This is a genomic window from Sorangium sp. So ce381, from assembly GCF_051473845.1.
Classification (GTDB): domain Bacteria; phylum Myxococcota_A; class Polyangia; order Polyangiales; family Polyangiaceae; genus Sorangium; species Sorangium atrum.
Genome location: NZ_CP150336.1, coordinates 12402691 through 12427102 on the forward strand (window position 1 = coordinate 12402691; position 24412 = coordinate 12427102).

Annotated in this window: 24 protein-coding genes; 16 read left to right on the forward strand and 8 right to left on the reverse strand. The window is 72.0% G+C overall.

Annotation, left to right across the window (positions count from 1 at the left end):
- Positions 1-140: 140 nt before the first annotated feature.
- On the forward strand, positions 141-2606 hold the full coding sequence (locus WMF29_RS46590) for a PAS domain S-box protein (protein ID WP_437326471.1): 2466 nt from the start codon (positions 141-143) through the stop codon (positions 2604-2606).
- A 274-nt stretch (positions 2607-2880) separates the two neighbouring features.
- Positions 2881-3651, forward strand: a complete 771-nt coding sequence (gene tam, locus WMF29_RS46595) for a trans-aconitate 2-methyltransferase (RefSeq protein WP_437326472.1) — start codon at positions 2881-2883, stop codon at positions 3649-3651.
- Positions 3652-3663: 12 nt separating this feature from the next.
- On the opposite strand, the gene WMF29_RS46600 is transcribed toward tam, so the two are convergent.
- Positions 3664-4044, reverse strand: a complete 381-nt coding sequence (locus tag WMF29_RS46600) for a hypothetical protein (protein WP_437326473.1) — start codon at positions 4042-4044, stop codon at positions 3664-3666.
- A 292-nt stretch (positions 4045-4336) separates the two neighbouring features.
- On the opposite strand from WMF29_RS46600, the gene WMF29_RS46605 reads away from it, so the two are divergent.
- Complete coding sequence (locus tag WMF29_RS46605) at positions 4337-4981, forward strand: exonuclease domain-containing protein (RefSeq protein WP_437326474.1); 645 nt, start codon at positions 4337-4339, stop codon at positions 4979-4981.
- Here WMF29_RS46605 and WMF29_RS46610 read toward each other — a convergent pair.
- Positions 4926-5423, reverse strand: coding sequence for a MarR family winged helix-turn-helix transcriptional regulator (locus WMF29_RS46610; RefSeq protein ID WP_437326475.1), 498 nt, complete (start codon positions 5421-5423; stop codon positions 4926-4928). The genes WMF29_RS46605 and WMF29_RS46610 overlap by 56 nt on opposite strands.
- A gap of 50 nt (positions 5424-5473) precedes the next feature.
- Between WMF29_RS46610 and WMF29_RS46615 the strand changes: the two genes are divergently transcribed.
- The 3 genes from WMF29_RS46615 (at position 5474) to eutB (ending at position 9926) form a co-directional block, all read left to right on the forward strand.
- Positions 5474-6151, forward strand: coding sequence for a DUF4336 domain-containing protein (locus tag WMF29_RS46615; RefSeq protein WP_437326476.1), 678 nt, complete (start codon positions 5474-5476; stop codon positions 6149-6151).
- 121 nt (positions 6152-6272) lie between these two features.
- Positions 6273-7685 carry an ethanolamine ammonia-lyase reactivating factor EutA gene (locus WMF29_RS46620; protein ID WP_437326477.1) on the forward strand — a complete coding sequence of 471 codons (1413 nt, stop codon included), beginning with the start codon at positions 6273-6275 and terminating at the stop codon, positions 7683-7685.
- A gap of 39 nt (positions 7686-7724) precedes the next feature.
- Positions 7725-9926, forward strand: a complete 2202-nt coding sequence (gene eutB / locus WMF29_RS46625) for an ethanolamine ammonia-lyase subunit EutB (protein ID WP_437326478.1) — start codon at positions 7725-7727, stop codon at positions 9924-9926.
- On the opposite strand, the gene WMF29_RS46630 is transcribed toward eutB, so the two are convergent.
- A complete protein-coding gene (locus WMF29_RS46630) occupies positions 9916-10806 on the reverse strand; it encodes an AraC family transcriptional regulator (RefSeq protein ID WP_437326479.1) in 891 nt (296 codons plus the stop codon). The genes eutB and WMF29_RS46630 overlap by 11 nt on opposite strands.
- Positions 10807-10926: 120 nt before the next feature.
- Between WMF29_RS46630 and WMF29_RS46635 the strand changes: the two genes are divergently transcribed.
- The 3 genes from WMF29_RS46635 to WMF29_RS46645 all read left to right on the forward strand — a co-directional run bounded on the left by WMF29_RS46635 (position 10927) and on the right by WMF29_RS46645 (position 13581).
- Positions 10927-11577, forward strand: coding sequence for a glutathione S-transferase family protein (locus tag WMF29_RS46635; protein WP_437331247.1), 651 nt, complete (start codon positions 10927-10929; stop codon positions 11575-11577).
- Positions 11578-11700: 123 nt separating this feature from the next.
- A complete protein-coding gene (locus tag WMF29_RS46640; RefSeq protein ID WP_437326480.1) occupies positions 11701-12717 on the forward strand; it encodes an aldo/keto reductase in 1017 nt (338 codons plus the stop codon).
- A 63-nt stretch (positions 12718-12780) separates the two neighbouring features.
- Entirely contained in the window at positions 12781-13581 is an 801-nt protein-coding gene (locus WMF29_RS46645; protein WP_437326481.1) for a helix-turn-helix domain-containing protein, read from the forward strand.
- A 39-nt stretch (positions 13582-13620) separates the two neighbouring features.
- On the opposite strand, the gene WMF29_RS46650 is transcribed toward WMF29_RS46645, so the two are convergent.
- Entirely contained in the window at positions 13621-14433 is an 813-nt protein-coding gene (locus tag WMF29_RS46650; RefSeq protein ID WP_437326482.1) for an alpha/beta hydrolase, read from the reverse strand.
- A 555-nt stretch (positions 14434-14988) separates the two neighbouring features.
- Between WMF29_RS46650 and WMF29_RS46655 the strand changes: the two genes are divergently transcribed.
- Positions 14989-15648, forward strand: coding sequence for a hypothetical protein (locus tag WMF29_RS46655; protein WP_437326483.1), 660 nt, complete (start codon positions 14989-14991; stop codon positions 15646-15648).
- A 15-nt stretch (positions 15649-15663) separates the two neighbouring features.
- Here the strand turns inward: WMF29_RS46655 and hisC are convergent, their stop codons facing one another.
- The gene (gene hisC, locus WMF29_RS46660; protein ID WP_437326484.1) at positions 15664-16761 is read right to left on the reverse strand and encodes a histidinol-phosphate transaminase; all 1098 of its coding nucleotides are present in this window, start codon (positions 16759-16761) and stop codon (positions 15664-15666) included.
- Positions 16762-16977: 216 nt separating this feature from the next.
- On the opposite strand from hisC, the gene WMF29_RS46665 reads away from it, so the two are divergent.
- Both WMF29_RS46665 and WMF29_RS46670 read left to right on the forward strand, forming a co-directional pair.
- Positions 16978-17535 carry a glycine cleavage system protein R gene (locus tag WMF29_RS46665; RefSeq protein ID WP_272096583.1) on the forward strand — a complete coding sequence of 186 codons (558 nt, stop codon included), beginning with the start codon at positions 16978-16980 and terminating at the stop codon, positions 17533-17535.
- Positions 17536-17569: 34 nt separating this feature from the next.
- Positions 17570-18511, forward strand: a complete 942-nt coding sequence (locus WMF29_RS46670) for a hypothetical protein (RefSeq protein ID WP_437326485.1) — start codon at positions 17570-17572, stop codon at positions 18509-18511.
- A 14-nt stretch (positions 18512-18525) separates the two neighbouring features.
- On the opposite strand, the gene WMF29_RS46675 is transcribed toward WMF29_RS46670, so the two are convergent.
- Complete coding sequence (locus WMF29_RS46675) at positions 18526-19311, reverse strand: HAD family hydrolase (RefSeq protein ID WP_437326486.1); 786 nt, start codon at positions 19309-19311, stop codon at positions 18526-18528.
- A 120-nt stretch (positions 19312-19431) separates the two neighbouring features.
- On the opposite strand from WMF29_RS46675, the gene WMF29_RS46680 reads away from it, so the two are divergent.
- A complete protein-coding gene (locus WMF29_RS46680; RefSeq protein WP_437326487.1) occupies positions 19432-20220 on the forward strand; it encodes a Uma2 family endonuclease in 789 nt (262 codons plus the stop codon).
- A 54-nt stretch (positions 20221-20274) separates the two neighbouring features.
- On the opposite strand, the gene WMF29_RS46685 is transcribed toward WMF29_RS46680, so the two are convergent.
- On the reverse strand, positions 20275-20802 hold the full coding sequence (locus tag WMF29_RS46685; RefSeq protein WP_437331248.1) for an SDR family oxidoreductase: 528 nt from the start codon (positions 20800-20802) through the stop codon (positions 20275-20277).
- Between the two features lie 44 nt (positions 20803-20846).
- On the opposite strand from WMF29_RS46685, the gene WMF29_RS46690 reads away from it, so the two are divergent.
- The 3 genes from WMF29_RS46690 (at position 20847) to WMF29_RS46700 (ending at position 23554) form a co-directional block, all read left to right on the forward strand.
- Positions 20847-21389 carry an MmyB family transcriptional regulator gene (locus tag WMF29_RS46690; RefSeq protein ID WP_437326488.1) on the forward strand — a complete coding sequence of 181 codons (543 nt, stop codon included), beginning with the start codon at positions 20847-20849 and terminating at the stop codon, positions 21387-21389.
- A 217-nt stretch (positions 21390-21606) separates the two neighbouring features.
- Positions 21607-22716: a M23 family metallopeptidase gene (locus WMF29_RS46695; protein ID WP_437326489.1), complete on the forward strand. Its 1110-nt coding sequence runs from the start codon at positions 21607-21609 to the stop codon at positions 22714-22716.
- A gap of 148 nt (positions 22717-22864) precedes the next feature.
- Positions 22865-23554, forward strand: a complete 690-nt coding sequence (locus tag WMF29_RS46700) for an MgtC/SapB family protein (protein WP_437326490.1) — start codon at positions 22865-22867, stop codon at positions 23552-23554.
- 89 nt (positions 23555-23643) lie between these two features.
- Here the strand turns inward: WMF29_RS46700 and WMF29_RS46705 are convergent, their stop codons facing one another.
- Positions 23644-24372, reverse strand: a complete 729-nt coding sequence (locus WMF29_RS46705; protein ID WP_437326491.1) for a helix-turn-helix transcriptional regulator — start codon at positions 24370-24372, stop codon at positions 23644-23646.
- Positions 24373-24412: the final 40 nt, after the last annotated feature.

Below are 24412 nucleotides of genomic sequence, written 5' to 3' on the forward strand. Positions count from 1 at the left end.
GGTCGAGGAGTTCGGTAGGTGAAGGGGCCCTCCGCCCCGCGCCGCCCGGCGAGAGGCGCCGTGGCGACAGGCCCTGTTCCGAGGGGGTGCGAGGGGATTCCTTTCGACGTGGCGCCGCCGCGCGCCGCGCCGGAGCCGCTGTGAAGGGCCGAGCCGGCTCGATCCGCGAGCTGCCGGGGGGCGCGCCGTTGCACTACGATGCCCGCGACGCCGCGTGCCTGGCGGCCGGTACGCAGGCCGGCGATCTCGGGGGGCGTCGCGGGGGGCGGGTGACATCGACTCAAGAAGAGCTGGAGGGCGCGGCGAGCGCAGCGCTCTCCGAGGGGAGGAGCCCTGGGCCGGGGGGGACGCGCCTGGGCGCGAGCGGGATCTGCGCGGACCTCGTGGGCGTGCGCGACCTGCTCCAGGCGCTCGAGCTCGCCGGCGTGCCCCTCGTCATGGGAGATCCGGTGACGGCGCGGATCGTGGGGTGCAACCGGGCGTTCTGCGAGCTGACGGGCTACTCCGAGGCGGAGCTCCTCGATCGCCCCTTCGCCGACCTCACGCACCCCGACGATCGCCCGCGGGAGACCGCCACGTGGGTGCAGGCCCTGAACGGCGGGCACCTCGAGTGGCGCAGCGAGAAGCGCTACGTGCGCAAGGACGGCCGCGTCCGCTGGGCGGTGGTGCGCGGCGCGGTGATCAGGGACGAGCGCGGCAATCCGGTGCGGACGATCGGCGTGGTCAAGGACATCACCGAGCACAAGCAGGCCGAGGAGACGCGGCGCTGGAGCGAGGACCGTTACCGCGGCCTCGTCGAGGCCACCGAGGAGGTCGTCTGGGCGACGACGCCGGAGGGGCTCACGCAGCAGCACTCGCCGCACTGGTGCTCCGTCACCGGCCAGAGGCCCGAGGAGATGCTCGGCCGCGGGTGGCTGGCCGTCGTTCACCCGGACGATCGGGAGCAGGTGATGCAGAGCTGGACGCGCGCCGTCGAGGCGAAGGCGCGCTACGAGACCGAGTACCGGATCCGGGCCGCCGACGGCAGCTACCGGCGCACGCAGGCCCGGGCGGTGCCGCTGCTCGATGCGGAGGGGCGCGTGCGCGAGTGGATTGGGATGAACATCGACATCACCGACCGGCGCCAGACCGAGGAGCGCTTCCGCGCAGCCCAGGAGCTCTCGCTCGACGCGTTCGTCGTGCTCCGGGCGGTGCGCGACGCCGGGGGCGAGATCGTCGATTTCGTGTTCGATTTCGCGAACCCGGCGGCCGGGCGGCTCCACTGCGTGCCCCTGGAGGCGCTCGTCGGCCGGAGGCTCCTCGACGTGATGCCCGACCTTCGGGCGGAGATGTTCCCGCGCTACGTGCGCGCCGTCGAGACCGGCGAGCCGCACGACACGGAGGTCGAGCTCACGGCCGGCGGGCGCCGCGTGTGGGTGCGCAACATGGCCGTGAAGGTCGGCGACGGCGTGGCCGTCTCCTGCCATGACATCACCGCGCGCAAGCAGGCCGAGCAGGCGCTCCTCGAGGCCGATCGCCGCAAGGACGAGTTCCTCGCGATGCTGGCGCACGAGCTCCGGAACCCGCTCTCGGCCATCCAGTTCTCGCTCAGCGTCTCGCAGATGCCCTCGGTCCCCGAGCCGCGGCGGGCGTGGGCGCGGTCGGTCATGCAGCGGCAGCTGTGCCAGCTCGGCCGCATGGTCGACGATCTGCTCGACGTCTCGCGGATCACGCGCGGCAAGATCACGCTGCAGCAGGCGCCGCTCGATCTCCGCGACGTCGTCCGCCAGGCGGTGGCGGCGGCCGCGCCGCTGATCGACGCCTCGAAGCACGAGCTCTCGCTCGACGTCGGTGCGCGGCCGCTCCCGGTGTTCGGAGACACCGCGCGTCTGGAGCAGGTGATCGTCAACCTCCTCACGAACGCCGCGAAGTACACCCCCGAGGGCGGGCGCCTCTGGCTCTCCGCGGGCCAGGAGGGGGCGGAGATCGTGGTCCGGGTGAAGGACACCGGGGTCGGAATCCCCTCGGAGATGCTGCCGCGGATCTTCGGCCTGTTCGAGCAGGCGCACCCGACGCTCGACCGCGCGCGCGGCGGGCTCGGGCTCGGGCTCACGCTCGTGAAGCGGCTCGTCGAGATGCACCGGGGCTCGGTGTCGGCCGCAAGCGAGGGCGAGGGCCGCGGCAGCGAGTTCACGGTCCGCCTGCCGGCCGTCGAGGCGGCGGCCGAGCCCGGGGAGGCCGTCGAGCCCGCTTCGAGCGCGCGCCCGCGGCGGGTCCTCGTCGTGGACGACAACCGCGATCACGCGTTCGCCCTGGCGCTGCTCCTGGAGCAGGCTGGCCACGCGATCGGGCTGGCGCACGACGGGGCCTCGGCGCTGGAGATGGCGCGCAGCTTCGCGCCCGACGTGGTCCTGCTCGACATCGGCCTTCCGGAGATGGACGGCTACGAGGTCGCCCGGAGGATGAGGCGCTGGCCGGGCGCGACGGAGCTGAAGATCATCGCGTTCACCGGTTACGGCCAGCAGGACGATCTGCGCAGATCGAGGGAGGCCGGGTGCGACGCCCACCTGGTCAAGCCGATCGCTCCCGACGTGCTGCTCGCGCACATCGCGCGCGGCGAGCGGTAGCGGCCGGGGCCGCTTGAGGAGGAGCGTTTACGAAGGCTGGAAGGTGACGGGCCGGCCGCGGCGCCAGCCGCATCCACCGGCGCGAGGGTGCCGGCGCCGCACCGAGATGTCCAGCGCGGCGCTCGGCGGCTCGGGCGCTGTCGCGGGCGCGATCGCCGCCGGGGTGGTCCTCGGTTTCTGCGTCGACAGGCGCGCCCGGATCTGCTGGAAGTAGGGAAAGGAAAGGGCGGCGCGGGAGCTCACGCTCTGCGGCGCTGGACCGGTGGAGGGCGCGATGGCGGACTGGGATCCTGCGCAGTACCTGAAGTTCGAGGACCAGAGGGCGCGCCCTGCGATGGACCTGCTCGGCCGGGTCGACCTCACCGCGCCGGGCGACATCGCCGATCTCGGGTGCGGGGCCGGCAACATCACCCGCCTCGTGGCGCAGCGCTTTCCGGGCCGGGGGATCCTCGGGGTCGACAGCTCTCCGGACATGCTGGCGCAGGCGCGCGCCGCGCTCCCCGGGGCGCGGTTCGTCGAGGGCGACATGGCGCGCTTCGCGCCGTCCGCGCCGCCGGCGCTGATCTTCAGCAACGCCGCGCTGCACTGGCTTGACGACCACCAGGCGCTGTTCCCGGCGCTGCTCCGGCGGCTTACGGCCGGCGGGGTGCTGGCGGTGCAGATGCCGAGGAACCACGGCGCGCCGTCGCACACGGCGATGGTGGAGGCGAGCCGGCTGCCTCGCTTCTGCGACAAGCTGGCGGCGGTGGTGAGGGAGAGCCCTGTCGCGGCGCCGGCGGCGTATTACGGGATGCTGGCGCCGCACGCGGCGCGGATCGATATCTGGGAGACGGAGTATCTGCACGTCCTCGAGGGCGCGAATCCGGTCGTCGAGTGGACCAAGGGGACAGCGCTGCGGCCGCTGCTCGCGGCGCTCGATGCTCAGGAGCGGGCCGAGTTCCTGGAGGAGTACGGCGGGCGGGTGGCGGCGGCGTATCCGAAGGCGGCGGACGGGAAGACGCCGTTTCCGTTCCGGAGGTTGTTCCTCGTCGCCACGGCGCGGTGAGCGCCGCGCGGATCAGCGCGTGTACTCGATGGCGCCGACGCCTTCGGCCTCGGGGAGCACGGTCACGAGCGCCTGCGCTCCGACGGAGCCTGACGAGAGCGAGGAGCGGACGGCGACGAGCCATGTCCGGTCGCTCCTGCGCGCGACGAGGATGGTGCAGCGCTCGCGCTGGGGCGCGCCGATGCGCGCCTCGGCCTCCTGGACCACGCGCGCCTCGGAGGCGTCGCAGCCCTCGACGTCGAACTTGCGGTTCAGCAGCGCGGTGAGCGCCATGCTGGCGGCCTTCTTCGCGGTGACCTCTTCGGCCGTCGGGGCCGCGGGGGGCGGCGCCGGGGCGCACCCGGCGGAGAGCGCTGCGAGGAGGGGTATCCACCGTGCGATGGTGCGTGTCACGCTGCAGTCCTATCGCGGCGGCGCCGCCAGGGGAAGCCCTCGTCGCGAGCTCGCTTGAGCGGCTGCGAGTGGAGCGACGCGGCGACTTACGTGGTTGAACCATGGTCCGTTCGAGCGCGCGATGATCGATCCAGCGCGCGTGCAGGCAAGCCCGCTCCTCGCCGGAGAGCCCTTCATCCCCCCAGGGAAAGCCCGTAGGCGAGCCCGTGGGGGCGGCGTGTCCGGAATCGTGTCCGGGTCCTCCGGTCATCGCGACCGCAGACTACCCGCAACGAATTCAAGGAGAACGCCGATGTCTTCCCTAACTCACTATCTGGTCATCGATCTCGAGGCGACCTGCAGCGACGACCCCGCCTTCCCCCGCGACGAGATGGAGATCATCGAGGTCGGCGCCGTGCTCGTCGATGCCGGCACCCTGCGGCCCGCCGCCGAGCTGCAGTGCTTCGTGCGCCCGATCCGACACCCGCGCCTCTCGGCGTTCTGCATGCGGCTGACGAGCATCCGCCAGGCCGACGTCGACGCCGCCCCGCGCTTCCCCGCGGCGGCGGCGCGGCTGAGAGAGCTGGTGCGCGGAAAACAGGCGCTCTTCTGCTCCTGGGGTGGCTACGACAAACGCCAGATCGAGCGCGACGCCCGCCGCCACGGGGTGGCGCTGCCCTTCGGCGGCGATCACCTCAACCTCAAGCGGGCCTTTGCCCGCCGCCTCGGCGCCGAGCGCGAGCTCGGTGTGGGGCAGGCCCTGCGCCGCGTCGGCCTCTCGTTTCAGGGGACGCAGCACCGCGCCATCGACGACGCGCGCAACATCGCGCGGCTCCTGCCGCACGCGCTGGGCCTCGAGCCCCATCCCGCCGGCGCTCCCGGGAGCCCCGCCGCGCCGGCGCTCACCGGCCCTCCGGCGGCGTCTCCGGCGCTTCCAGCGCCGCGAGCAGCGCGGTGAGCCCCTTCTTCAGCGAGGCCATCTGCTTCTGGCCCATGGCTCGCGTGAGCTCCTCCTCCAGCTCGTGCAGCACCCCGAGCCCGTGGAGCAGCGTCTTCAGCCCGTGCGGCGTGAACCGCACCCGCTTCGCCCGCCGGTCGTCCGGATCGGGCGTCCGCTCCACCACGCCCGCCGCCTCGAGCTCCTCCACGACCTGACCCACCGCCTGCTTCGTCACGCCGGCGCGCTCCGCCAGGTCCGTCAGCCGCGTGCCCTCGAGATCGATGTACGGAATGAGCGCCGTGTGCGCCCGGCGCACCCCGGTTGCGCCGCGCCGGGCGACGCGCGCCACCGCCCGCTCGTCGAGCAGCCGCGCCGAGCGGAGCAGGAGCTGCCCGAGGCTCGCGCGCTTGCGCCGCTCGAGCTCGGCGACGTCGCAGGGATCGAGGTCGTGTTGGCTCATGATGGTCAAGCTGCTTGACTAAATGGTCAAGCAGGTTTACCAATTGGAGCATGCTGCGACGGCTCGATCAATCCCTCTGGGTTGCGGAAGACACGTTGAAGGTGGGGTTTCTCCGTTTTCCCGTGCGATCTCCGGTCGTGCGTCTCGAGGACGGCGGGCTGCTGCTCTTCTCGCCGCTCCCGAGCGTGGAGCGGGAGGCGGACGAGATCCGCGCGCTCGGCGAGGTGCGGGCGATCGTGGCGCCGAACCTGCTGCACCACCTCGGCCTTTCGCCGGCGGCGCGGCTGTTCCCGGAGGCGCGGCTGTACGGCGCACGGGGGCTCCGCGAGAAGCGCCCTGACGTGACGTTCACCGGCGAGCTCGACGGCGCGCTGGACCCGCTCTGGTCCGCGGAACTCGACCAGGCGGCGGTCGGCGGGATGCCGAAGCTCGAGGAAACGGTCTTCTTCCACCGGCCGAGCAGGACCCTCTTCGTCTGGGATCTCTGCTTTCACATCGCGCAGAGCGATCACCTCCCGACGCGCCTCTTCATGCGCCTCAACGGCGCCTACGGGCGGTTCGGCCCGTCGCGCATCGCGCGCTCGATGATGCGCGATCGCGCGGCGGTGCGCGCGTCGGTGGAGCGGATGCTCGCGTGGGAGCCGGAGCGCATCGTGGTGGCGCACGGCGACGTCGTCGAGCGCGGCGGTCGGGCCGCGCTGCAGGGCGCGTTCGAGCGGGTGCTCTGACGTCCCTGACGTCGAGCGGCGCGCGGGCGGGTGCTCCTGACGTCCCCCCGGCGTGGAGCGACCCCCGAGCGCCGGTGCGGTAGGACGGTGGCCTGGCCATGAACATCAGGACCGTCCGGTGATGGGCGCCCAGGTCACCCTGCTCGGCCTGGATTTCGGCTCCACGACGAGCTGCGCCGTGGCCGCCTCGGCGACGCTCACGCGCGCCGCGGGCAGCGGCCGGGTGGAGCTCGGCGCGCTGGAGGAGCGGTACCGATCGGAGATGGCGCTCACGCCCTTCGCCGGCGACGCGCTCGATCTCGACGCCGCGGCGGCGCTCCTCGATCGCTGGCTCGCCGAGGCGGGCATGGCGCCCGGGGCCCTCTTCGGCGGCGGGGCGATCATCACCGGCCTCGCCGCGCGCCGGAGCAACGCCGACGCGCTCGCGGCGCTGATCCGCGCGCGCGTCGGCGAGGCGCTGCTCGCCGTCGCCGAGGACCCTTGCCTCGAGTCCTGGGTGGCCTTCATGGGCAGCGCCGCTCCCCTGTCGCGCGCGCGCCCCCGCGAGCCCCTCGTCAACCTGGACATCGGCGGCGGCACCACGAACATCGCGCTCGGCGTGGCCGGCGAGGTCCAGCGCACCGGCTGTCTTCTCGTGGGCGCGCGGCACGTCGCGCTCGACCCGCGCTCGCGCCGCCTCCGCGCGCTCTCGCCCGAGGCCCTCGCCGCCTTCGACCACCTCGGGCTCCGCCGCGGCCCGGGCGAGGTGCTCTCGCAGGCCGAGGCCGAGGCCGTCGTCGCCTTCTACGTGGATCTGATCGAGGCGGCGATCACGGGGCGCGCCGGCGCTCTCGACGCGCCCGCGGCAGCGCGCCACGTGCAGGTGCCCTTCGCGCTGCCAGAGGGGATCACGGCGCCCACCCTCACGTTCTCCGGGGGCGTTGGCGAGCTGATCTACGCCGGTCTGGCCGGGCGCCCCCTGCCCGAGCCGGCTCACCACGGCGATCTCGGCGTGGATCTCGCTCGCGCGATCCTCGCTTCACCTCGGCTGAGCGCGCGGGTGGCGACGCCGGCCAGCATGGGCCGGGCGACGGCGTATGGCCTGCTGCGCCACGCCACCCAGCTCTCCGGCGCGACGCTGTTCCTCCCGCGCCCCGAGCGCTTGCCCCTGCGCGACCTGCCCATCCTGGCGCGCCTCTCGCCGGTCTCTTCCGACGCCGAGCTCGATCACGCCGTGGACCTCTTTCGCCGCAGCACCCGCGGCGGCTGCCTGGAGATCTCCCTCGACGATGTCTCGGCGGCCACCCTCAAGCGCCTCGGCGCGCGCATCGCCGGCGCGCTGCGCCGGGCCGGATCGATCCCGGAGCACCCCCTCGTGCTGCTCACCGCGCAGAACGCGGGCAAGACGCTCGGGGGCTACGTGACCGGCTGGGGCGCGCTGCCGATCGACCTCCTCGTCATCGACGAGGTGCAGGCGCATGGCGCCCGGTTCGTCCAGGTCGGCCGTCTGTGCGATCAGATCCTGCCGGTCTCGTTCTACGGGATGACGCCATGACGTCGCTCGGCAAACCTTCCGTGAAGGGAGGAGCGCGACGTGAAGGAACCGACCCCGCTCGATCGGATCGAGGTCCCTCGCCCCCGGACCGACGTCGTCTATGCGGCTCATCTGCCCGGCCCCGGCGGCTCGTTCCGCGGCCTGAAGCGGCTCCTCGGCGCCGCCGACTGCAGCAAGGCCGGCGATCGCCACGCAGGCCTCGCGGCGAGCGACGACGCGGAACGGGAAGCCGCGCGGGAGCTGCTCGGCGAGCTGACCCTGGAGCACCTCCACGATCACCCGCTCACCGATGGGCGGGGCGAGATCGACGCGGTGATGCGCGTCAATTACGACATCGACCGCGACGCCTTCGCCCGGATCGCCTCGCTGCGCCTCGGCGAGCTCAAGGACCACCTGCTCCGCGCGACCGGCCCGGAGGTGGCGCGCCTCGGCCGCGCCCTGACCGGCGTCATGGCTGCGGCGCTCGCCAAGCTCTGCGACGTGCACGAGCTCGTGTACCTCGCCCGCAAGATCAGCCGCCCGACCCGCGCCCGCACGCTCCTCGGCGCCCCCGGCACGCTCGCCTCGCGCCTCCAGCCGAACCACCCCACCGACGATCTCCGAGGGATCACCCTGCTGCTCTACTGGGGCCTTTCCCTCGGCGCCGGCGACGCGCTGCTCGGCGTCAACCCCGCGTCCGGCACGGTGGAGGCCACCGCCGCGATCCTCCGCCACCTCGACCGCATCCGCCGCGCGGCCGGCGTCCCCACGCAGATCTGCTGCCTGTCGCACCTCAAGGTGCAGCTCGCCGCGCTCGACCAGGGCGCGCCCGTGGAGATCCTCTTTCAGAGCCTGGCCGGCACCGAGTCGTGCTGTGTCACCGAGTTCGACGTCACCGTGGATCTCCTCGACGAGGGCTATCGCCGCATGGCCGCGCGCGGCCCGCTCGCGGGCCAGGCCGAGCAGTTCATGTATTTCGAGACCGGCCAGGGCAGCGAGCTCACGTACGGCAAGCACGAGGGCATCGACATGGCCACGGCCGAGGCGCTCTGTTACGGCCTCGCCCGCCGCTGGGACCCGTTCATGCTCAACAACGTCACCGGGTTCATCGGCCCGGAGACGCACCTCGACGACCGCGAGATGATCCTCGCGAACCTCCAGGACCATTTCATGGGCAAGCTCCTCGGCGTGCCCATGGGCATGGCCCCTTGTTACACCCTCCACGCCCGCGTCACGCTGGAGGGCCAGCAGATGGCGACGCAGCTCCTCACCGCGGCGGGCGCCAATTACTACATGGATGTCTGTCTCAACACCGATCGCATGCTCGCTTATTTCGACACGAGCGGGCACGACGTGCAGACCTTGCGGGAGCTCCACGGCCGCGCGCCCGGCGGCGAGTTCCTGGAGTGGGCCCTCGCGCGGGGCATCCTGGCGCGCGCGGGGGAGGGGCAGGGCGAGGCGGGCGCGATCACCCGCGGGCCGCGCTTCGGTGATGTGCGGCAGTTCTGCCCGGACGATGCCGAGCTCGCCGAGCTGCTCGCGGCCACGCCCGCCGCCCACGGCTTCGCCACCGCCGGTCCGCGCCCGGCCAACGCGGTGAGCCGCCGCGGTCGCCGCGACGAGGCCATCGCGCGGGCGGCGCTCGCCACCGAGCTGCGCGAGGACGAGCTGACCCGCATCGCCGCGTTCCACCTCATCTCCACGACGGCGGCCAGCAAGGGAGAGCACCTCGGCTCCGCCGACGCGGGGGCGCGCCTCTCCCCGGAGAGCGCCGCCCGGCTCGCGCCGGAGGAGGCCGAGGTGCAGATCGTGGTATCGGACGGCCTGAGCGCCGAGGCCGTCCACCGCAACATCCCTGACCTGCTCCCGGTCCTGCTGGACGGCCTGGGGGCGCGCGGCGTGACCGTCGGCCAGCCGCTGCTCGCGCGTTATGGCCGCGTGAAGCTCGCGGAGGCCGTCGCCGAGCGGCTCGGGGCGCGGCTGGTCGTCGTGCTCCTCGGGGAGCGTCCGGGCAGCGGCGAGCAGGCGTCGAGCAGCCTCTCGGCCTACCTCGCTTATCGCCTCACGCCCGGCGCGGACCAGGAGGCGGCCGCCGCCTTCAGCGGCAATCCCATGATCGGCTTCGAATACACGGTGATCTCCAACATCCACGCTGGCGGGCTGCCCGCCGCGGAGGCGGGGGGCGTGATCGTCGAGAAGGTATCGGCGGTGCTCGCCCACCGCGCGGCCGGCAACCGGCTGGAGGCATTGCTCACCGGCTAGCGCCGCGGGTCAGAGATGCTGCCGGGATGTCTTGCTTCGGCGATACGCCGAACTTGCGCGTGTAATCGCGGCTGAACTGCGCCGCGCTCTCGTAGCCGACGTCGAACGCCGCCGCGGAGACCGAGATCGTGCCGGCGCGCAACAGGCGGCGGGCCTCGAGGAGCTGGAGGCCCTTTCGATACTGGAGCGGTGACGACGCCGTGATCGCCTTGAAGTGCTTGTGAAACGAAGAGGCGCTCATGCCGACGCTGCGCGCGAGCCTGGGGATCTCGACGGGCGAACGAAAGTCACGCCGCAGCTGTGCGATCGCGCGCGCGATCGCGCTGGCGTGGCTGTCATGGCGGATCAGGTCGCGCAACATGCCGCCAAACGGCGCCGTCGCGAGCCGGTAGTGGATCTCGCGCGAGACGAGCGGACCGAGCACCGCCGCATCCGTCCGCGCGCCCGCGAGCGCGAGATAGCGATGGAGCGCGTCGACGAGCCTGGCATCGCAGGTGTGGACCGCGAGCGAGCGAGGCTGCGCGGCGGAAGGAGGCAAGTCATCCATTGCCTGGTACAGGTCGCGCAGCGTATCGAGCTCGACATCGAAGAGCAGCACGACGTAAGGGGCCTTGGTGACCCGCGCGATCACCGGAAGGTCGTGGCTGATGAGCAGACACTCGCCAACGCTCATCGGAAACGAATCGGCTCCCAGCACCGTTTCTTTTCGCCCCTGGAGGACAAGGCCCATGACCGGCTCGTAGACCGCGGCTTCGAACGATGTCGGCTGGTGGTGCCGGAGGATGCCGAGGTTCTTCAGCGGTCGCACGTACTGGCTAGCGCGGCCGTTCGGGCGAGGGAGCTGGCGCGCGGCGAGCTCGGCGAGAGCCGCGAGGTTCATGCAGCGAGCGTAGCACCATCACGCGTTTGTGTCTCCGATGAGAGGATCGAGCAAGAAGCAGAGAGCTACCGGCAAGCATCTCGCGACGTGCGGTCGTACCTTGCGCTCATGGCGAACAACGTGCTGACCGTGCATCACCTCGGGCGTTCCCAGTCGGAGCGGATCGTCTGGCTTTGCGAGGAGCTCGGGCTCGACTATGAGCTGAAACGGTATGAGCGCCGGAAGGACAACAGGCTGGCCCCGCCGGAGTACAAGGCGCTGCACCCGATGGGGACGGCGCCGATCCTCACCGACGGGCAGCTGGTGCTCGGCGAATCCGGGGCGATCGCCGACTATCTGATCGCGACGCATGGTGAGGGGCGGCTCGCCGTGCAGCGCGGCCAGCCTGGATTCGCCGACTATCTCTACTGGTTCCACTTCGCCAACGGGACCTTGCAGCCGGCCGTCTTGCGGGTGTGGTACCTGGAGCGCGTCGATGCGTCCGAGAAGAACGCGGCGCTGCAGGCGGCGAAGGAGCGGTTCAACCTGATCTTCTCCACGGTGGAGCAGCGTCTGGGTGAGTCGCCTTATCTCGCCGGCCCGGAGCTGACGGCGGCGGACATCATGACGGTGTTCTCGCTGACCACCATGCGGCTGTTCAAGCCGTACGATCTCTCGCAGTGGCCGAACATCCTGGCTTATCTGCAGCGGATCGGCGCGCGCCCCGCGTATCGGCGCGCGATGCAGAAGGCGGATCCGGACATGACGCCGTTGCTCGGGGCCACTCCATGACCGAGGGGCCGTCGACCGCGGACCCGATCCGCTGGCCTGGCGCCCAGTCGGAGCGAGATGCCGGGGTCCCCGGATGTCCGGTTCTTCCAATCGGAGGCCGCGGGCGCGTGGCATGAACACCCCATGACCCACCTCGACGCCACGATGAGCCGCTCCCCGATCCGATCGACTCCGCTGGGCAAGACAGGGCCCAGCGTCTTTCCCGTCGGCCTCGGCTGCATGGCGATGTCCGGCGCCTACGGCCCGGCCGAGGACGCCGAGGGCGTGGCGACGATCCGCCACGCCATCGAGCGAGGGATCACCCTGATCGACACCGGAGACTTCTACGGCAACGGGCACAACGAGCTCCTCATCCGGCGCGCGATCGAGGGGGTGCGCGACAAGGTCCAGCTCTCGGTGAAGTTCGGCGCGATGCGCGGCCCGGACGGCGCCGCGCTGGGCATCGACACCCGCCCGGCGGCCGTGAAGAACTTCGCGACGTACAGCCTGCATCGGCTGGGCGTGGAGGTCATCGATGTGTACCGCCCCGCCCGTCTCGACCCGCAGGTGACCATCGAGGACACCGTCGGGGCCATCGCCGACCTCATCAAGGCCGGCTTCGTCCGGCATATCGGGCTGTCCGAGGTAGGGGTCGAGACGATCCGGCGCGCGAGCACGGTGCACCCGATCGTGGACCTGCAGATCGAGTACGCGATCTCGACGCGCGGGCCCGAGGCGTCCATCTTCCCTGCCCTCGCAGAGCTCGGGATGAGCGCGACGCTCTACGGGGTCTTTTCGCGGGGGCTGCTCACCGGCAGCAAGCCCTCGGGAAAGGGGGACTTCCGGCAGTACATGCCGCGCTTCGCAGGCGAACAGGGCGCAAAGAACGCCAGCGTCGTCGAGAAGCTCCACACCTTCGCCGGTGAGCGAGGGATGACGCCGGCTCAGGTCGCGCTCGCCTGGGTGCTGGCGAAGCAGCCCACGCTGGTGCCGATCGTCGGGGCCCGCACGCGAGCCCAGCTCGACGATGCCCTCGTGGCCCTCGACAAGCCGCTGTCGGCGAGCGACGTCGCGGCGCTCGAGAGCATCGTGCCGGCGGACGCGATCGGCGGCACGCGCTACCCCGCCCAGCACATGAAGGCTCTCGACAGCGAGCGGTAGCCGATCGATGCGGCCACCCGCGTCGGCTTGAACCGCCGCACGAGAGGCGTAAGAGTGACGAACGTGGCCGTATCGATGGATCTCCCCACCCTCACGCTCCCGCGCTTCGTCGAGGACGTGCGTGAGGTCGCGGCACCCCCCGGTCGGGTGTTCGACGTCGAGTGGCTTCCCGACGGCAGAACGGGCCTTTTTTTTCGAGCGCTCGAGGGTGGGCGCGAGGGGGACGTGTGGGTCGCTGGCCCCCGGACGCGCGCGATATTCAAGAGCAAGACCGGCATCGCGCGGACGGTCACCCTTCGGTTCAAGCCAGGTTGGTCGGTTCCGCTGCTCGGCGTGGCAGCGAGCGAGCTCACGGACCAGATCGTTCCGCTGGAGGACGTGTGGGGCCGCGCGGGGCGCGAGCTCTGCGGTGAGCTACTCGCCGCGAGGACCGGCGCGGACGTGCTGGACCGCGTCGCCCGGGTGCTCCCCCTTCGTGCCGGCCAACCCTTCGAGACGGCGTCGGGGCAGCTCGCCCGTCGTGCGGTTCGCTTGCTCGAAGGGGGCGAGGTCCGGGTGGAGCGTGTCGCCGATCGGCTCGGCGTCACGGCGCGGCATCTTCGCCGCGCGTTCATCGAGAACGTCGGCATCGGCCCGAAGGAATTCGCGCGGACCGTCCGCCTGCAACGCGCCGTGAAAATGGCAGCGACCTCGTGCGACTGGGCGCGTATCGCCGCAGACGCGGGCTATTATGACCAGGCCCACCTCATCGCCGACTTCCGTCAACTGGTCGGGATCACACCGGGCGCGTTCTTCAAACGCGCGGGCGGCCGGATGCCCCAACCGAAGATCATCATGTCGGATTTCGCTTTGCCTGTGCGGTAGCTCGCCACGACGACCTCCCAGCGCGCAGGCCCGATCGCCCTACCCCAGGAGATGGAGCCGCAGGAACCCCAGGATGCTCCTGATCGTCTCTCGCGAAGCCTCGCTGTCGTCGAGCAGATCGAACGCGTGCGGCGCCGCGGCGAGGTTGACGAGCGTCACTGGCAGGTTGCGGGCCAGCGCTCCGGCGACGAAGTCATCGATCGTCTCGTTCAGGTGAGGCATCCTGTCCTGTCCCGCCCTGGCGATGAACAGGGGCAGGTCCGGAGGGAGGTCGTCGATCGACTTTCCGGCGCACGGGTTGACGAACCGGAACTGCGCCGCCGCCTCCGCGACGCGGGAGGACGCGCCGAGATCGAGCATGAAGCCGTAGCAGAGGGCGGCGCACCTCAGCGAGCCGCTCGCTCCCCGCATCAGCGCCGACAGGGCCATCGGGACGTTGCCGGAGCAGGCCCACAGGCCGATCCGGCGTTCGTCGATCCCGAGCGAGGCGGCGTTTTGCCGCAGGTGCTCGAGCAGCGCATGGAGATCGGACGGCTCCCGGTTCGTGTAATTGATGCCCACGAGCCCGGAAGCGGCCACCAGCCGTCCCCACGACGTGGACTGCCCTATCTCCTTGCGTTTGCAGCCGAACACCGACTCGAACCCCGGATCCGGATATCCGGACACGAAGACGACGGCAGGCGCCCGCGCCACGGCTGCCAATGTTGGTGGAGCGTAGAGGTCGAAGGTCAGGGCGCCTGCATCAGCCGCCTGGTACGCGATGTCCTTGCGGAGGATCACGGCATCCATGCCGGGGACCTCGAGGACCGCGGTCTTCTTCATCATCTGGGCTCGCTCGGATTCTTGGCTCATCTGTGCTTCTCCTCTGCTGTGGTGTCGACCAGCGCCGCTCGATGACAGCGCACCGCGCCGGGATTCCCGGACGCAAGTGCGCACAGCCCGCGCGGGCGAGCCGACGAGGTTCACTCTGCCGAGCTGCGCGGAGCACCGAGGACGACGCGCTGCTCATAGCCCTGTGGCGGCTTACCGGGCGGTCGAACAAAGGGGATCAGACGCCTCGAGAGCGGCGTTTAGGCGAGAAAAGTACATCCTTGGCGCCGCTGAAGGCGCCAGGGAGAGAATTTTCTGGGTTTTCTCGACGTCTTTCGCGTCTTTGGCGGTTCTTATCTGGCCGCTGTACCGGGCGCGGTCAGGCATTACTCTGGAAACAGAAACGCCAGCCGTGGCTGGGCTGGCGAGGTGTGTCCGAAGCTAGCAGTCTCCGGACCCCATGGCAATTCGGAAGGGGCGGGCCGAGCGTGAAAGTTCCGCGGACGAGGGCGTGCCTCATGACCGCGCACGGAACGCTCGCGAGGGCGAGGTCTCGCTCTTGCTCTGGCCAAGGCAACCCGAGGTGAAGAGGTCGTTATGCGCCGTGCATGGGTGTTTTTCTCAACCGTGATATGGGTCGCATCGATGTCTGGCGAAGCCGTCGCGGCGGCCCATTTCGTCGACGCGAATCTCCAGGATTTTCGCGCGGTGGGTTTCGGCATCGAGGGCGACCTCAACGCGACCAACTGGGCCCAGGCGCGCCGTGCGGCCAACGAGTTCTGCAAGGGGAACGGGTTCCTTGCCGGCGTGCTCAATGGTCACCAGGCGGGGGCGATGCGCGGCGCGACCTGCGTGGACGCAGCCAACGCCCGCTTCATCGACGCCACGCTCTCGGAGCTGGGCCAGACCGGCTTCCCCGTGAGCGGGAACCTCGATGTCGTCCCGTGGGCGCAAGCGGCCCGCGCCGCCAACGAGTTCTGCAAGGCGAGGGGATTCCTCAGCGGCTGGATGAACGGTCATCAGGCTGGCGAGATGCGCGGGGTCGTGTGCGTCGACGCAACGGACGCTTCCTTCATCGACGCGCTCCTTGCGGACTTCCGCAACGTGGGCTGGCCGATCGATGACGATGTGAATGCTCTCCACTGGGCCCAGCCGGCGCGCGCCGCCAACGAGTTCTGCAAGGTGCGCGGGTACGTGGGTGGCTTCATGAACGGCCACCAAGCGGGACTTCGACGTGGTGTCACCTGCCTGCGCTGAAAGCCTAGGCTCAGCTCATGATGCGCCCGCGGTCCCGGCGGCGCGCGACAGCTCGTCGATCGCCCCGAGGAGCGCGTCGCTCTGCTCCGGCGTGCCCACCGTGATCCGCAGCTTGTCCTGGATGCGCGGCGCGTCCCAGTAGCGCACGAAGATCGCGCGGTCGTAGAGCGCCCGGTACATCGCCTGCGCCGACAGCCCTCCTCCCGGCGGACTCGCCAGGACGAAGTTGCTCTGGCTCGGCGCCACGGTGAACCCCTTCTGCCGGAGCGCCCCCGTGAGCCGGGCGCGCTCGGCGATCACCTTCTCCCAGCTCTTCCTCGCCTCGTCCCGCGCGGACAGCGCCGCGGTGGCCGCGGCCTGCGAGAGGATATCCGTGTTGTAGCTGTCGCGGGCCTTGTCGAGCGTCTCGATGAGCCGCGGGTGCCCGAGCCCGTACCCGAACCTGAGCCCCGCGAGGGAGTAGCCCTTGCTCAGGGTCCGCAGCAGAAGCACGTTGTCGAGCCCCCGCGCCGGGTCGAGCAGCGGCGTCGCGTCGAACTCCGCGAAGTCGACGTATGCCTCGTCGATGAGGAGCACGCCGCGGAACGCCCGCGCGACGCGCTCGAGCTTGTCGAGCGGCTCCTGCCGCCCCGACGGCGCGTGCGGGTTGACGAGGAGCGCGAGCCGGCAGCCCTGCTCGTTCAGGCGCTGCGCGAAATTCTCCGGGACCGACCAGTCCTCCTCGAGGGGGACCTGGGTGATCGTCGTGCCGTGGATCTCCGCGAGCACGTCGTAGAGCGAGTAGGTCGGGTACGTCTCCCCGATGCCGCGGCCGCCGGGCTCGCAGAACACCGTCACGGCCATGCGGAGCAGCTCGTCGCCGCCGTTCGTGGCGATCACCTGCTCGGGCGACAGGCCGTGGAGCCGCGCCGCGGTCTCGCGGAACTGCTGCGCCCGGGGCGGCGGGTACCGGCGGAGCTGATCGGCCGAGACGTCCCGGATCGCCTCGAGCACGGCGGCCGGCGGCGGGTACGGGTTCTCGTTCGTGTTGAGCTTGACCACGTCGGCCCGCTGCGGCTGCTCACCGGGCGTGTAGGGCGTGAGGCGATGGATGTTGTCGCGTTCGTACAGCATGGGGATGGCCGTCTCTCGCCCACTGGCTCGCCGGAGACAAGCGCCTCGTCGTCGGCGGGAGGCGCGCGCGGCGCTCGATCCCGGCCGCCCTCGGGGGGAGCTCGGCCGGAGGGCACGGACGGCGTTGCCCGGGCGCTCGTCGTCCGATCGATCCGCGCAGCCCGCGCGCCCGCGGCGAGGTGCGCTGGCTGCGCGGATCGGACTAAGATGCGCCGCATGACGACGACGCCCGAGCCTGAAGTCTTCCTGGTCCTCTCCTGCCTCGGCCCTGACCGGACGGGCATCGTCGCGGAGGTGACCCATTACCTGACGGAGCGCGGCGCCAACGTGGAGGACAGCCGGATGGCGGTGCTCGGCGGCGAGTTTGGCATCCTCCTGCTCGCGTCGGGGCCCCCCGGCGCAATCGAGGCGGTCGAGCGCGACACGGAGTCGCTCACCCGGGCGACGGGGCTCACGGTGCAGAGCCGCAGGACCAAGAGCCCCGAGTCGCACCGGCGCGCGGCGACCATCCCTTGCGTCATCTCCGTCGACGCGCTCGATCACGAGGGCATCGTGCGCGCGGTGTCGCGCGCGCTCCACGGCGTCGGCGTCAACATCGTCTCGCTCGAGACATCGGCTTACGAGGCGCCCGTCACCGGCTCGCAGCTCTTCCGGATGGAGGCCCGCGTCGACGTCCCCGCCGGGGTGACCGTCACCCAGCTCCGCAAGGCGATGGATGCGGTCGCGGAGTCCGAGAACCTCGACATCGACGTCCGCTCGCTCATCAAGGGCTGACCGCGCCGCGCGAGAACCGGTATCCTCGCGGGCCATGCCCTTCAGCAATCTGAGCTCCCCCCGCAAGGTGCACGGCCTGGACGCGGAGATCCGAGGCGCCGCGGTCCTCGCGAGCCCCGGGCTCGTCGCGATGGTCTCGACCGATCCGGTGCGCCTCGCCGTCTGCCCGGTCGGCGGCTCCGGCGCGAAGACGACGAACCTGTCGCTGCCCTCGGCGCACGACGTGGCGCTCCTGTCGAAGGACGTCGCCGTGGTGCGGAGCGGCGACGACGCGGTGTGGGCGCTGCTCGGCATCACGCACGGCCCGAAGCTCGATCAGGTCGGCCGGGACGCGCGGCAGCTCGCCACGCGGCCGTCGGGCGAGACGGCGCTCGCGCTCGGCTGGGACGGCAGCGCGACGGAGCTCAAGCTCGACAAGACCGAGGTCAACGGCCGCACGTTCGCGGTGCGCGGCTCCGCGCGGGCGTTCGACCTGACCGAGACCGAGGCGCACGTGGTGATGGACGGCGCGGGGGAGGGAGGCGAGCTCCGCGTCCACCCCGGCGCGACGCCCGAGCCGGGCCCGACGCTCCGCGCCTCGCTGCCGCGCGCGGCCCAGAACCTCGATCGCGTGCGCGGCGGCCCGAAGCTGACGGCGGTGTACAAGCGCGGCGCGAGCGCGGCCTGCGCGGTCGTGAGGTCGTCGGGCAAGCTCGCGGCCAAGATGCTCGCGTTCGCCGATCCCGTCGCCGACGTCGCCGTCCTCGAGTCGAGCCTCTTCGTGGCCTTCGCGGACGGCCGCGTCGCGCTGTTCGACGGCGCCGCCATCGAGGCCGCGTCCGGCGCGCCGATCGCGCCGACGGCGAGCGTCACGCTCGGCGCCCGCGGCGAGCCGGCCGTGCTCGCGGTCGCCGGCAAGGGCTCTCCGAGCCTGTGGGTCGGGACGAGCGCCGGGGAGATCTGGAGCCTGGCGATCGTCCGCAAGCAGGGCGGCTGAGGGGGCGCCGCGGCTCACGCCGCGCGCGCCGCGATCTGCCCCTCGACCAGCGCGTCCGGATCGAGCTGGTCGAGCGTCGTCACGACGCGATCCGCCCCCGCGGCGGCCAGCAGCGCCTCGTCGGCGAGCCGCGCCACGCCGATCGAGGTCATCCCGGCCGCCTTCGCGGCCTGCACCCCAGAGGGGGCGTCCTCGATGACGAGGCAGCGCGGCGGCGGGACGCCGAGCACGCGCGCGGCGGCCAGGAACAGGTCCGGCGCCGGCTTTCCGCGCGCCACGGCGGCGCCGCAGAGGTCGGCGTCGAACAGGTCGAGCAGCGTCGCGCCCAGCGCGACCGGCGCGCGGCGGGGGTTCTGGTGCTCGACGAAGGCGTCGACGGGGATCCTGCGGAGGAGCTCGCTGGCATTCCTGGACGACGACGCCGCCGCGAGGAGCACGCCGCGCGCCTTGAGCTCCAGGATCAGGCGCGTCGCGTCAGAGAACACGACGAACTTCCCCGCCGCGATCTTCCGGAGCAGCACCTCCTGCTTGCGCTTGGCGTAGACCCCGGCGCGCTCGGCGGCGTCGGGCACGCCGAAGTAGTCGAGCGCCGCGCGCGCGCCGCTCTCGCGCGCCTTGCCGGCGACCTCGCTCTGGTAGACGGCCGTCGTGAACCGCTCCGGCGCGTAGCGCGTCTCGGGCGCGATCGCGCGCCACTCGGTCGCCATCAGCGCCTCCAGCGCCTCCTGCCAGGCGCGCTCATGCGGCGAGTCGACAACCACCCCATCGACGTCGAAGAGGACTCCCCCGAGAGGACGCATGCCGCTGACATGGCGCCGGCGCGCCGGATCGGGAGCCCCGCGGCGCCTCGACGACGCGGCGCGCGATCGCGCCCGCCTGTGGCTCCCGCCGCTCCGCTCGGGGTGCTACCGTGTGGGCTCGTGCTGCCTGCCCGTTCCGGAGCCGCTCCCCCTGCGACGCGCCTGCCGCGAGCGCTCGTCGTCCGCGACCCGGATCCCGAGGAGCTCCGCGCGACCATCGACTGGTCGGACTGGTACCTGGACGACGCGGACGGCATCGGCGCGTGGGGCGAGCACGACGAGATCTCCCGCCTGCTCCTCTCCTCGATCGCGCAGCTCGCGCGCGAGCGCGGCTGGACCGACCACCACGCCGGCGCGGATCGGTTCTTCGCCTGGGTGCGCGAGGAGCCGCTCGTGCGCGTCTCGCCGGACGTCTACCTCCTCGATCACCGGCCCGCGCCGCCGCTGCCCAAGCAGTGGCAGACCTGGCTGCCCGGCCACCGGCCGCCGCGCTTCGCCCTGGAGATCGTGGCGAGCGACTGGCAGAAGGCCTACGAGGACGTCCCGCTCAAGTACTGCCAGCTCGGCTGCCCGGAGCTCGCGATCTTCGATCCGCTGGCCGCCACGCACCGGCCGCCGGCGGGGCGCGTGGCGCTCCAGGCCTACCGGCGCGACCCCGACGGCGCGTACGTCCGCGTGTACGCCGGCGCCGGGCGCGTGTGGAGCCCCGCGCTCGACAGCTGGCTCTGCGTGATCGGCGGCGGGGCCGAGGCCCGGCTCCGCCTCACGCGCCCCGGCGGCAAGGGCGAGCTCGTGCCCACCCAGGAGGAAGCGGCGGCGATCGAGGCCCGCGCGAGGGAGGCGGCCGAGGCGCGCGTGCGCGAGCTGGAGGCGCGCGTGCGCGAGCTGGAGCAGCTGGAGCACGGGTAGCGCGTAGCGCGCGTCACGGCGCCGCGAGCGGTTCCGGTCGCGAGGAGGCGCCGGTCACACCTGCTGGGTCGGCATGATGGTGACGTGCGCCAGGTTGACGTGCCGCGGGAGGGCGGCCGTGAAGGCGATGGTGCTCGCCAGGTCGTCCGCCGTGAGCCACGTGATCTGCTGCCTCGCCTCGGCGATCCACGCTTTTGCGGCCTCGTCGGTCATGTGGCTCTGGAGCTCCGTGTTGACGAACCCAGGCTCGACGACCGAGACGCGCACGTGCTTCGGTCCGAGCTCGGCGCGCAGGTTGCGCGAGAGGTGGGTGACAGCGGCCTTGGTGGCGCAGTACACGGCGAACGTCGGAAAGACGCCGTGCGCGCCGATCGACGAGATGTTGATGAGGTCCGACGGGCCGCCCCGCTTCGCTGCCGCGACCAGCGGATCGACGAACGCGTCGACGACCCGCATCGCGCCGGTGAGGTTGACCTCGATCATCTGCTCGAAATCGGCGATCCGGTGCTCCTCGACGCCGGAGGGCAACATGACGCCGGCGTTGTTGATCACGAGGTCGACGGGGCCGAGCTCGGCCGCGATCGACCGCGCGGGCCGCGGCGCGCCAGGAGAGGGCCGAGCCGGCGATGGCGCGCGCGCTCGAGGCGATGCGCGTCCCGGCGCTCGTCTTCAGCCCCCGTTTCGACGTGCTCGCGTGGAACGGCGCGGCGCGCCGCCTGCTCGTGGACTTCGGCGACGTCCCCCCTCGAAGGCGCAACCTGCTCTGGATGACCTTCCACCATGCGGCCTACCGCGCGCGCTACGCGGAGATCGGCGTGATCGAGCGAGAGGTCGTGGCCGCCTTCCGCTTCAGCGCAAGCTCGTACGTGGGAGATCCGGAGTTCGACGCGCTCGTCGCCGAGCTGCTCGAGACGAGCGAGGCGCTCCGGGCGATCTGGGCGCGCCACGAGGTCCGCGCCAAGGTGAGCGGCGCGAAGGCCTTCCGCGTCGAGGTCCAGGCCGCGGGTGCCCGCGACGCCGACGGCGCCGGGCCGCTCGTCCTCGAGTGGCACACGCTCGCCTCGACGACCTCGAGCCGCCAGCAGCTCGTCTACTACACGGCGCGCGCGGCGGGCGGACCCGAGGACGAGCGCCGCCTCGCGGCGCTGTGCGGGGCTGACAGCGGATGATGAGGGGCGCGCTGATCCAGCTGCGCGGTAGGAGAGCTGAGCGCGCTCGATGCTTGCGTGCCCGAGGAGACCTGTCGCGCCAGCGATGCGTCCTCGAAGGGGGCCCGCCGGGCGGCCGGGGTTGACGGGAACGCCGCTCGCGCATAGCGTCCGCATGTCTCGTGCCCCTGTCACTGCCGCCAAGGCCCGCCGGTGCCATGGCGCAGGGTGATCTCTGATGCCCGGTGGAAGCCTCAAGCGACCCGAGCCCCCTTCCGACGGCTGGTCGCCCCGCACCGAGGCCTCGGTGTGGATCGGGCTCGGGCTGCTCGGCGTCGGGGTCGTGTGGTTCGCCGTGCGCGCCGTCGAGATCGACAGGTCGCTCGGCGCCGCGAGCCGGCAGCTCGCGAGCGCCGGGCCTCCGGACGCGCCGCCGCCCGCGCCGGCTCCCGACGCGGGCGCTGAACCGCACCTCGCGCTGGCCTGGACCGTGGGAGCCCCGGACGGGCCGGCGGAGCCGCTGGCGAGCGTGCGGCGGGCAGCCGAGGAGCTGCTCGCGCGGCGTCTCCCTCACGGGCTCCGTCGCGGGGCGGTGATCCGCGCCGTGGCCGAGGCCGCCAGGGCGCCGGAGGAGCCTCGCGTTCTGGCGCTCGACGTGCGGGCGGCCGGGCAGCCGGAAGCCCGCTTCTACCGGTTCGACGACAACGCCACGGGGCGGCTGGTCGACGATGACGGACGCGAGCTCGTGCCGAACCCGTGGCAGGCGCCGCTCGCCACGCTGCGTCGGACGTCGCCGTTCAACCCCAAGCGGATGCACCCCATCTTGCACCGCGTGAGGCCGCACGAGGGCACGGACTACGGCGCGCCGTCGGGAACCCCGGTCTATGCCGCGCTCGAGGGCAGCGTCTCCTGGGTGGGGCCGCATGGTGGTCACGGCAACTGGGTCGCGATCCAGCACGACAACGGAGTCGAGACTGGCTACGCGCACCTCTCGAGGTTCGCGGCGGGCCTGAAGTGCGGGGACCACGTGGCGACCCATCAGCTCGTCGGCTACGTGGGGTCGACCGGGCGCTCGACGGGGCCGCACCTGCACTTCAGCGCGAGCCGCAACGGCGTCTACTTCGATGCGGAGACGCTGCTCGCGATGCGCCTGCGGGAGCTCCCCGCCGATCAGCGCGACGCGTTCCGCGCCGAGAAGGGCGAGCTCGACCGCGAGCTCGACGACATCGGGGATCCCCTCCCCGCCGCGTCGCGGCCCGGAGGCGGGGACGAGCCGGCGTCGCCGGCGAACGATTCGGTGTCGCAGCCGCGCGCGGCCGCGTCGGGCGCCCGGCGCCAGCGGCGGTGACCGCCGGCGAGGCCGCCCGGCGGCCTCGTCTCCCCCTGCGGATCGGCGAGCCCTATGTACGGGGACGCGCCGCTACGCGTCCGGCGAGGGCGCGCGCGGGCGCAAGCGCGGCGCAAGCCTCGGCGACCCTCGGGAGGTGCAAGCACACATGGACACCATGCACGTCGACCTGTTGAGCCGGATCGTCGCGGGCGCGGCGCTCGGGGGCGTCATCGGATACGAGCGCGATCGCCACGGCCGCCAGGTCGGGCTCAGGACGCACCTGCTCGTCGCGATGGCCGCGGCGACGTTCATGGTCATCTCGGTGAAGTTCGTCTACTTCCAGCATTACGGAAAGGAGGATCTGGTCGTCGTCGACTCCTCGCGCATCGCCGCGTCGATCGTCGCCGGCATCGGCTTCCTCGCCGGCGGCTCCATCCTGCGCACCGGGACCACGGTCCAGGGCATCACGACCGCGGCGGGCCTGTGGCTCGTGACGGCGATCGGCATGTGCTCGGGCGCGGCGATGTACGTTGAGGCCGTCGTCGTCACGCTCCTGGGCGTGCTCGCGCTCACGGCGCTCCGCCGCTTCGAGGACAAGGACGACCGCAGCACCCGGCGACGGATCGCCCTCGTCCTGGGCGAGGAGTCGGCCGGCGTGGCTGACATCATGAAGGCGCTCGAAGCGCTCGGGGCCGTCGTCTCGGACATGGATTACGAGCGCCGCCTCGACGACAAGCGGCGCGTCAACGTGACGCTCGACGCGAGGATCCCGAACACGATCGGCGTGGAGACGCTGATTGACCAGCTCGCAAAGCAGCCCGGCGTCCGGCGAGTCCACGTCCAGGCGCCCACGTGATGGAAGCCGCTCTGCGCACGGTCGCGCGCCTCGCCCGGCGACCCCTCGCTTTCGACCAGCGTTTCTGGCGGGATTGCTGACACGCGGAGCTAGCGCGCCCTGATCGACGCCGCGCCGGCGCGCTCTCGCAGCTCCCTACGCGCGCGCATGTGCGCGCGCCACCGCGCGCGGAGGGCGCTCGGCTTCTCGGCGTAGCGCTCGTCGAGGAACCTGGCGCCGGTCACGCGGTCCGTGCGGAAGTGGCGGAAGTCCTGGCGGAGCTCGCACCACGCCGCGAGGAGCCGCGTCGACTCGAGATAACCCACGATCACGGGCCACACGACGCGCTCGCTCTCGTGCCCCGTCTCGTCGCGGTAGCGAAGCGCGATCTTCGTGCCGGCGCGGATCGACGCCCGAACCTGGGCCAGGTCGAGCGTGTCGGGCGTCTGGACCGCCCCGACCGGCGTGCCCGTCGCCGGCTCGAACACGAAGGGCCGCAGCCGCTCGGGGACCGCCGCGGCGATCTTCGCGATGAGGTCCTGCGCCGCCCGCTGCAGGGCGACGTCCCCGCGCTGGGCGACCCACTGCGCGCCGAGGACCGCGACCTCGATCTCGTCGGGCGTCAGCATCAGCGGCGGCATGTCGAAGCCGCGATCGAGCACGTACCCCGTGCCAGCCTCCCCGCGGATCGGGACGCGCTGGGCCAGGAGGTCCGCGATGTCGCGGTAGACGGTGCGCTTCGACGTCTCGAGCTCCTCGGCGAGCGCCGCCGCCGTGATCGGCGCCCGCTGCCGGCGCAGGATCTGCAGGATCTGGAACAGGCGATCGGCGCGTCGCACGGGGATGCTGACACCAGGTTGTCAGCAGGGCAGGGCTACA

What these genes read in the sequence shown, in the direction of transcription:
- WMF29_RS46610 (WP_437326475.1), bottom strand. Translation starts at nt 5,423, where the DNA reads ATGAGCCAACACGACCTCGATCCCTGCGACGTCGCCGAGCTCGAGCGG.
- WMF29_RS46655 (WP_437326483.1), top strand. Translation starts at nt 14,989, where the DNA reads ATGCGCCGTGCATGGGTGTTTTTCTCAACCGTGATATGGGTCGCATCG.
- WMF29_RS46630 (WP_437326479.1), bottom strand. Translation starts at nt 10,806, where the DNA reads ATGAACCTCGCGGCTCTCGCCGAGCTCGCCGCGCGCCAGCTCCCTCGC.
- WMF29_RS46650 (WP_437326482.1), bottom strand. Translation starts at nt 14,433, where the DNA reads ATGAGCCAAGAATCCGAGCGAGCCCAGATGATGAAGAAGACCGCGGTC.
- WMF29_RS46640 (WP_437326480.1), top strand. Translation starts at nt 11,701, where the DNA reads ATGACCCACCTCGACGCCACGATGAGCCGCTCCCCGATCCGATCGACT.
- WMF29_RS46675 (WP_437326486.1), bottom strand. Translation starts at nt 19,311, where the DNA reads ATGCGTCCTCTCGGGGGAGTCCTCTTCGACGTCGATGGGGTGGTTGTC.
- WMF29_RS46670 (WP_437326485.1), top strand. Translation starts at nt 17,570, where the DNA reads ATGCCCTTCAGCAATCTGAGCTCCCCCCGCAAGGTGCACGGCCTGGAC.
- WMF29_RS46615 (WP_437326476.1), top strand. Translation starts at nt 5,474, where the DNA reads ATGCTGCGACGGCTCGATCAATCCCTCTGGGTTGCGGAAGACACGTTG.
- tam (WP_437326472.1), top strand. Translation starts at nt 2,881, where the DNA reads ATGGCGGACTGGGATCCTGCGCAGTACCTGAAGTTCGAGGACCAGAGG.
- WMF29_RS46620 (WP_437326477.1), top strand. Translation starts at nt 6,273, where the DNA reads ATGGGCGCCCAGGTCACCCTGCTCGGCCTGGATTTCGGCTCCACGACG.
- WMF29_RS46695 (WP_437326489.1), top strand. Translation starts at nt 21,607, where the DNA reads ATGCCCGGTGGAAGCCTCAAGCGACCCGAGCCCCCTTCCGACGGCTGG.
- WMF29_RS46700 (WP_437326490.1), top strand. Translation starts at nt 22,865, where the DNA reads ATGGACACCATGCACGTCGACCTGTTGAGCCGGATCGTCGCGGGCGCG.
- WMF29_RS46605 (WP_437326474.1), top strand. Translation starts at nt 4,337, where the DNA reads ATGTCTTCCCTAACTCACTATCTGGTCATCGATCTCGAGGCGACCTGC.
- WMF29_RS46690 (WP_437326488.1), top strand. Translation starts at nt 20,847, where the DNA reads ATGGCGCGCGCGCTCGAGGCGATGCGCGTCCCGGCGCTCGTCTTCAGC.
- WMF29_RS46665 (WP_272096583.1), top strand. Translation starts at nt 16,978, where the DNA reads ATGACGACGACGCCCGAGCCTGAAGTCTTCCTGGTCCTCTCCTGCCTC.
- hisC (WP_437326484.1), bottom strand. Translation starts at nt 16,761, where the DNA reads ATGCTGTACGAACGCGACAACATCCATCGCCTCACGCCCTACACGCCC.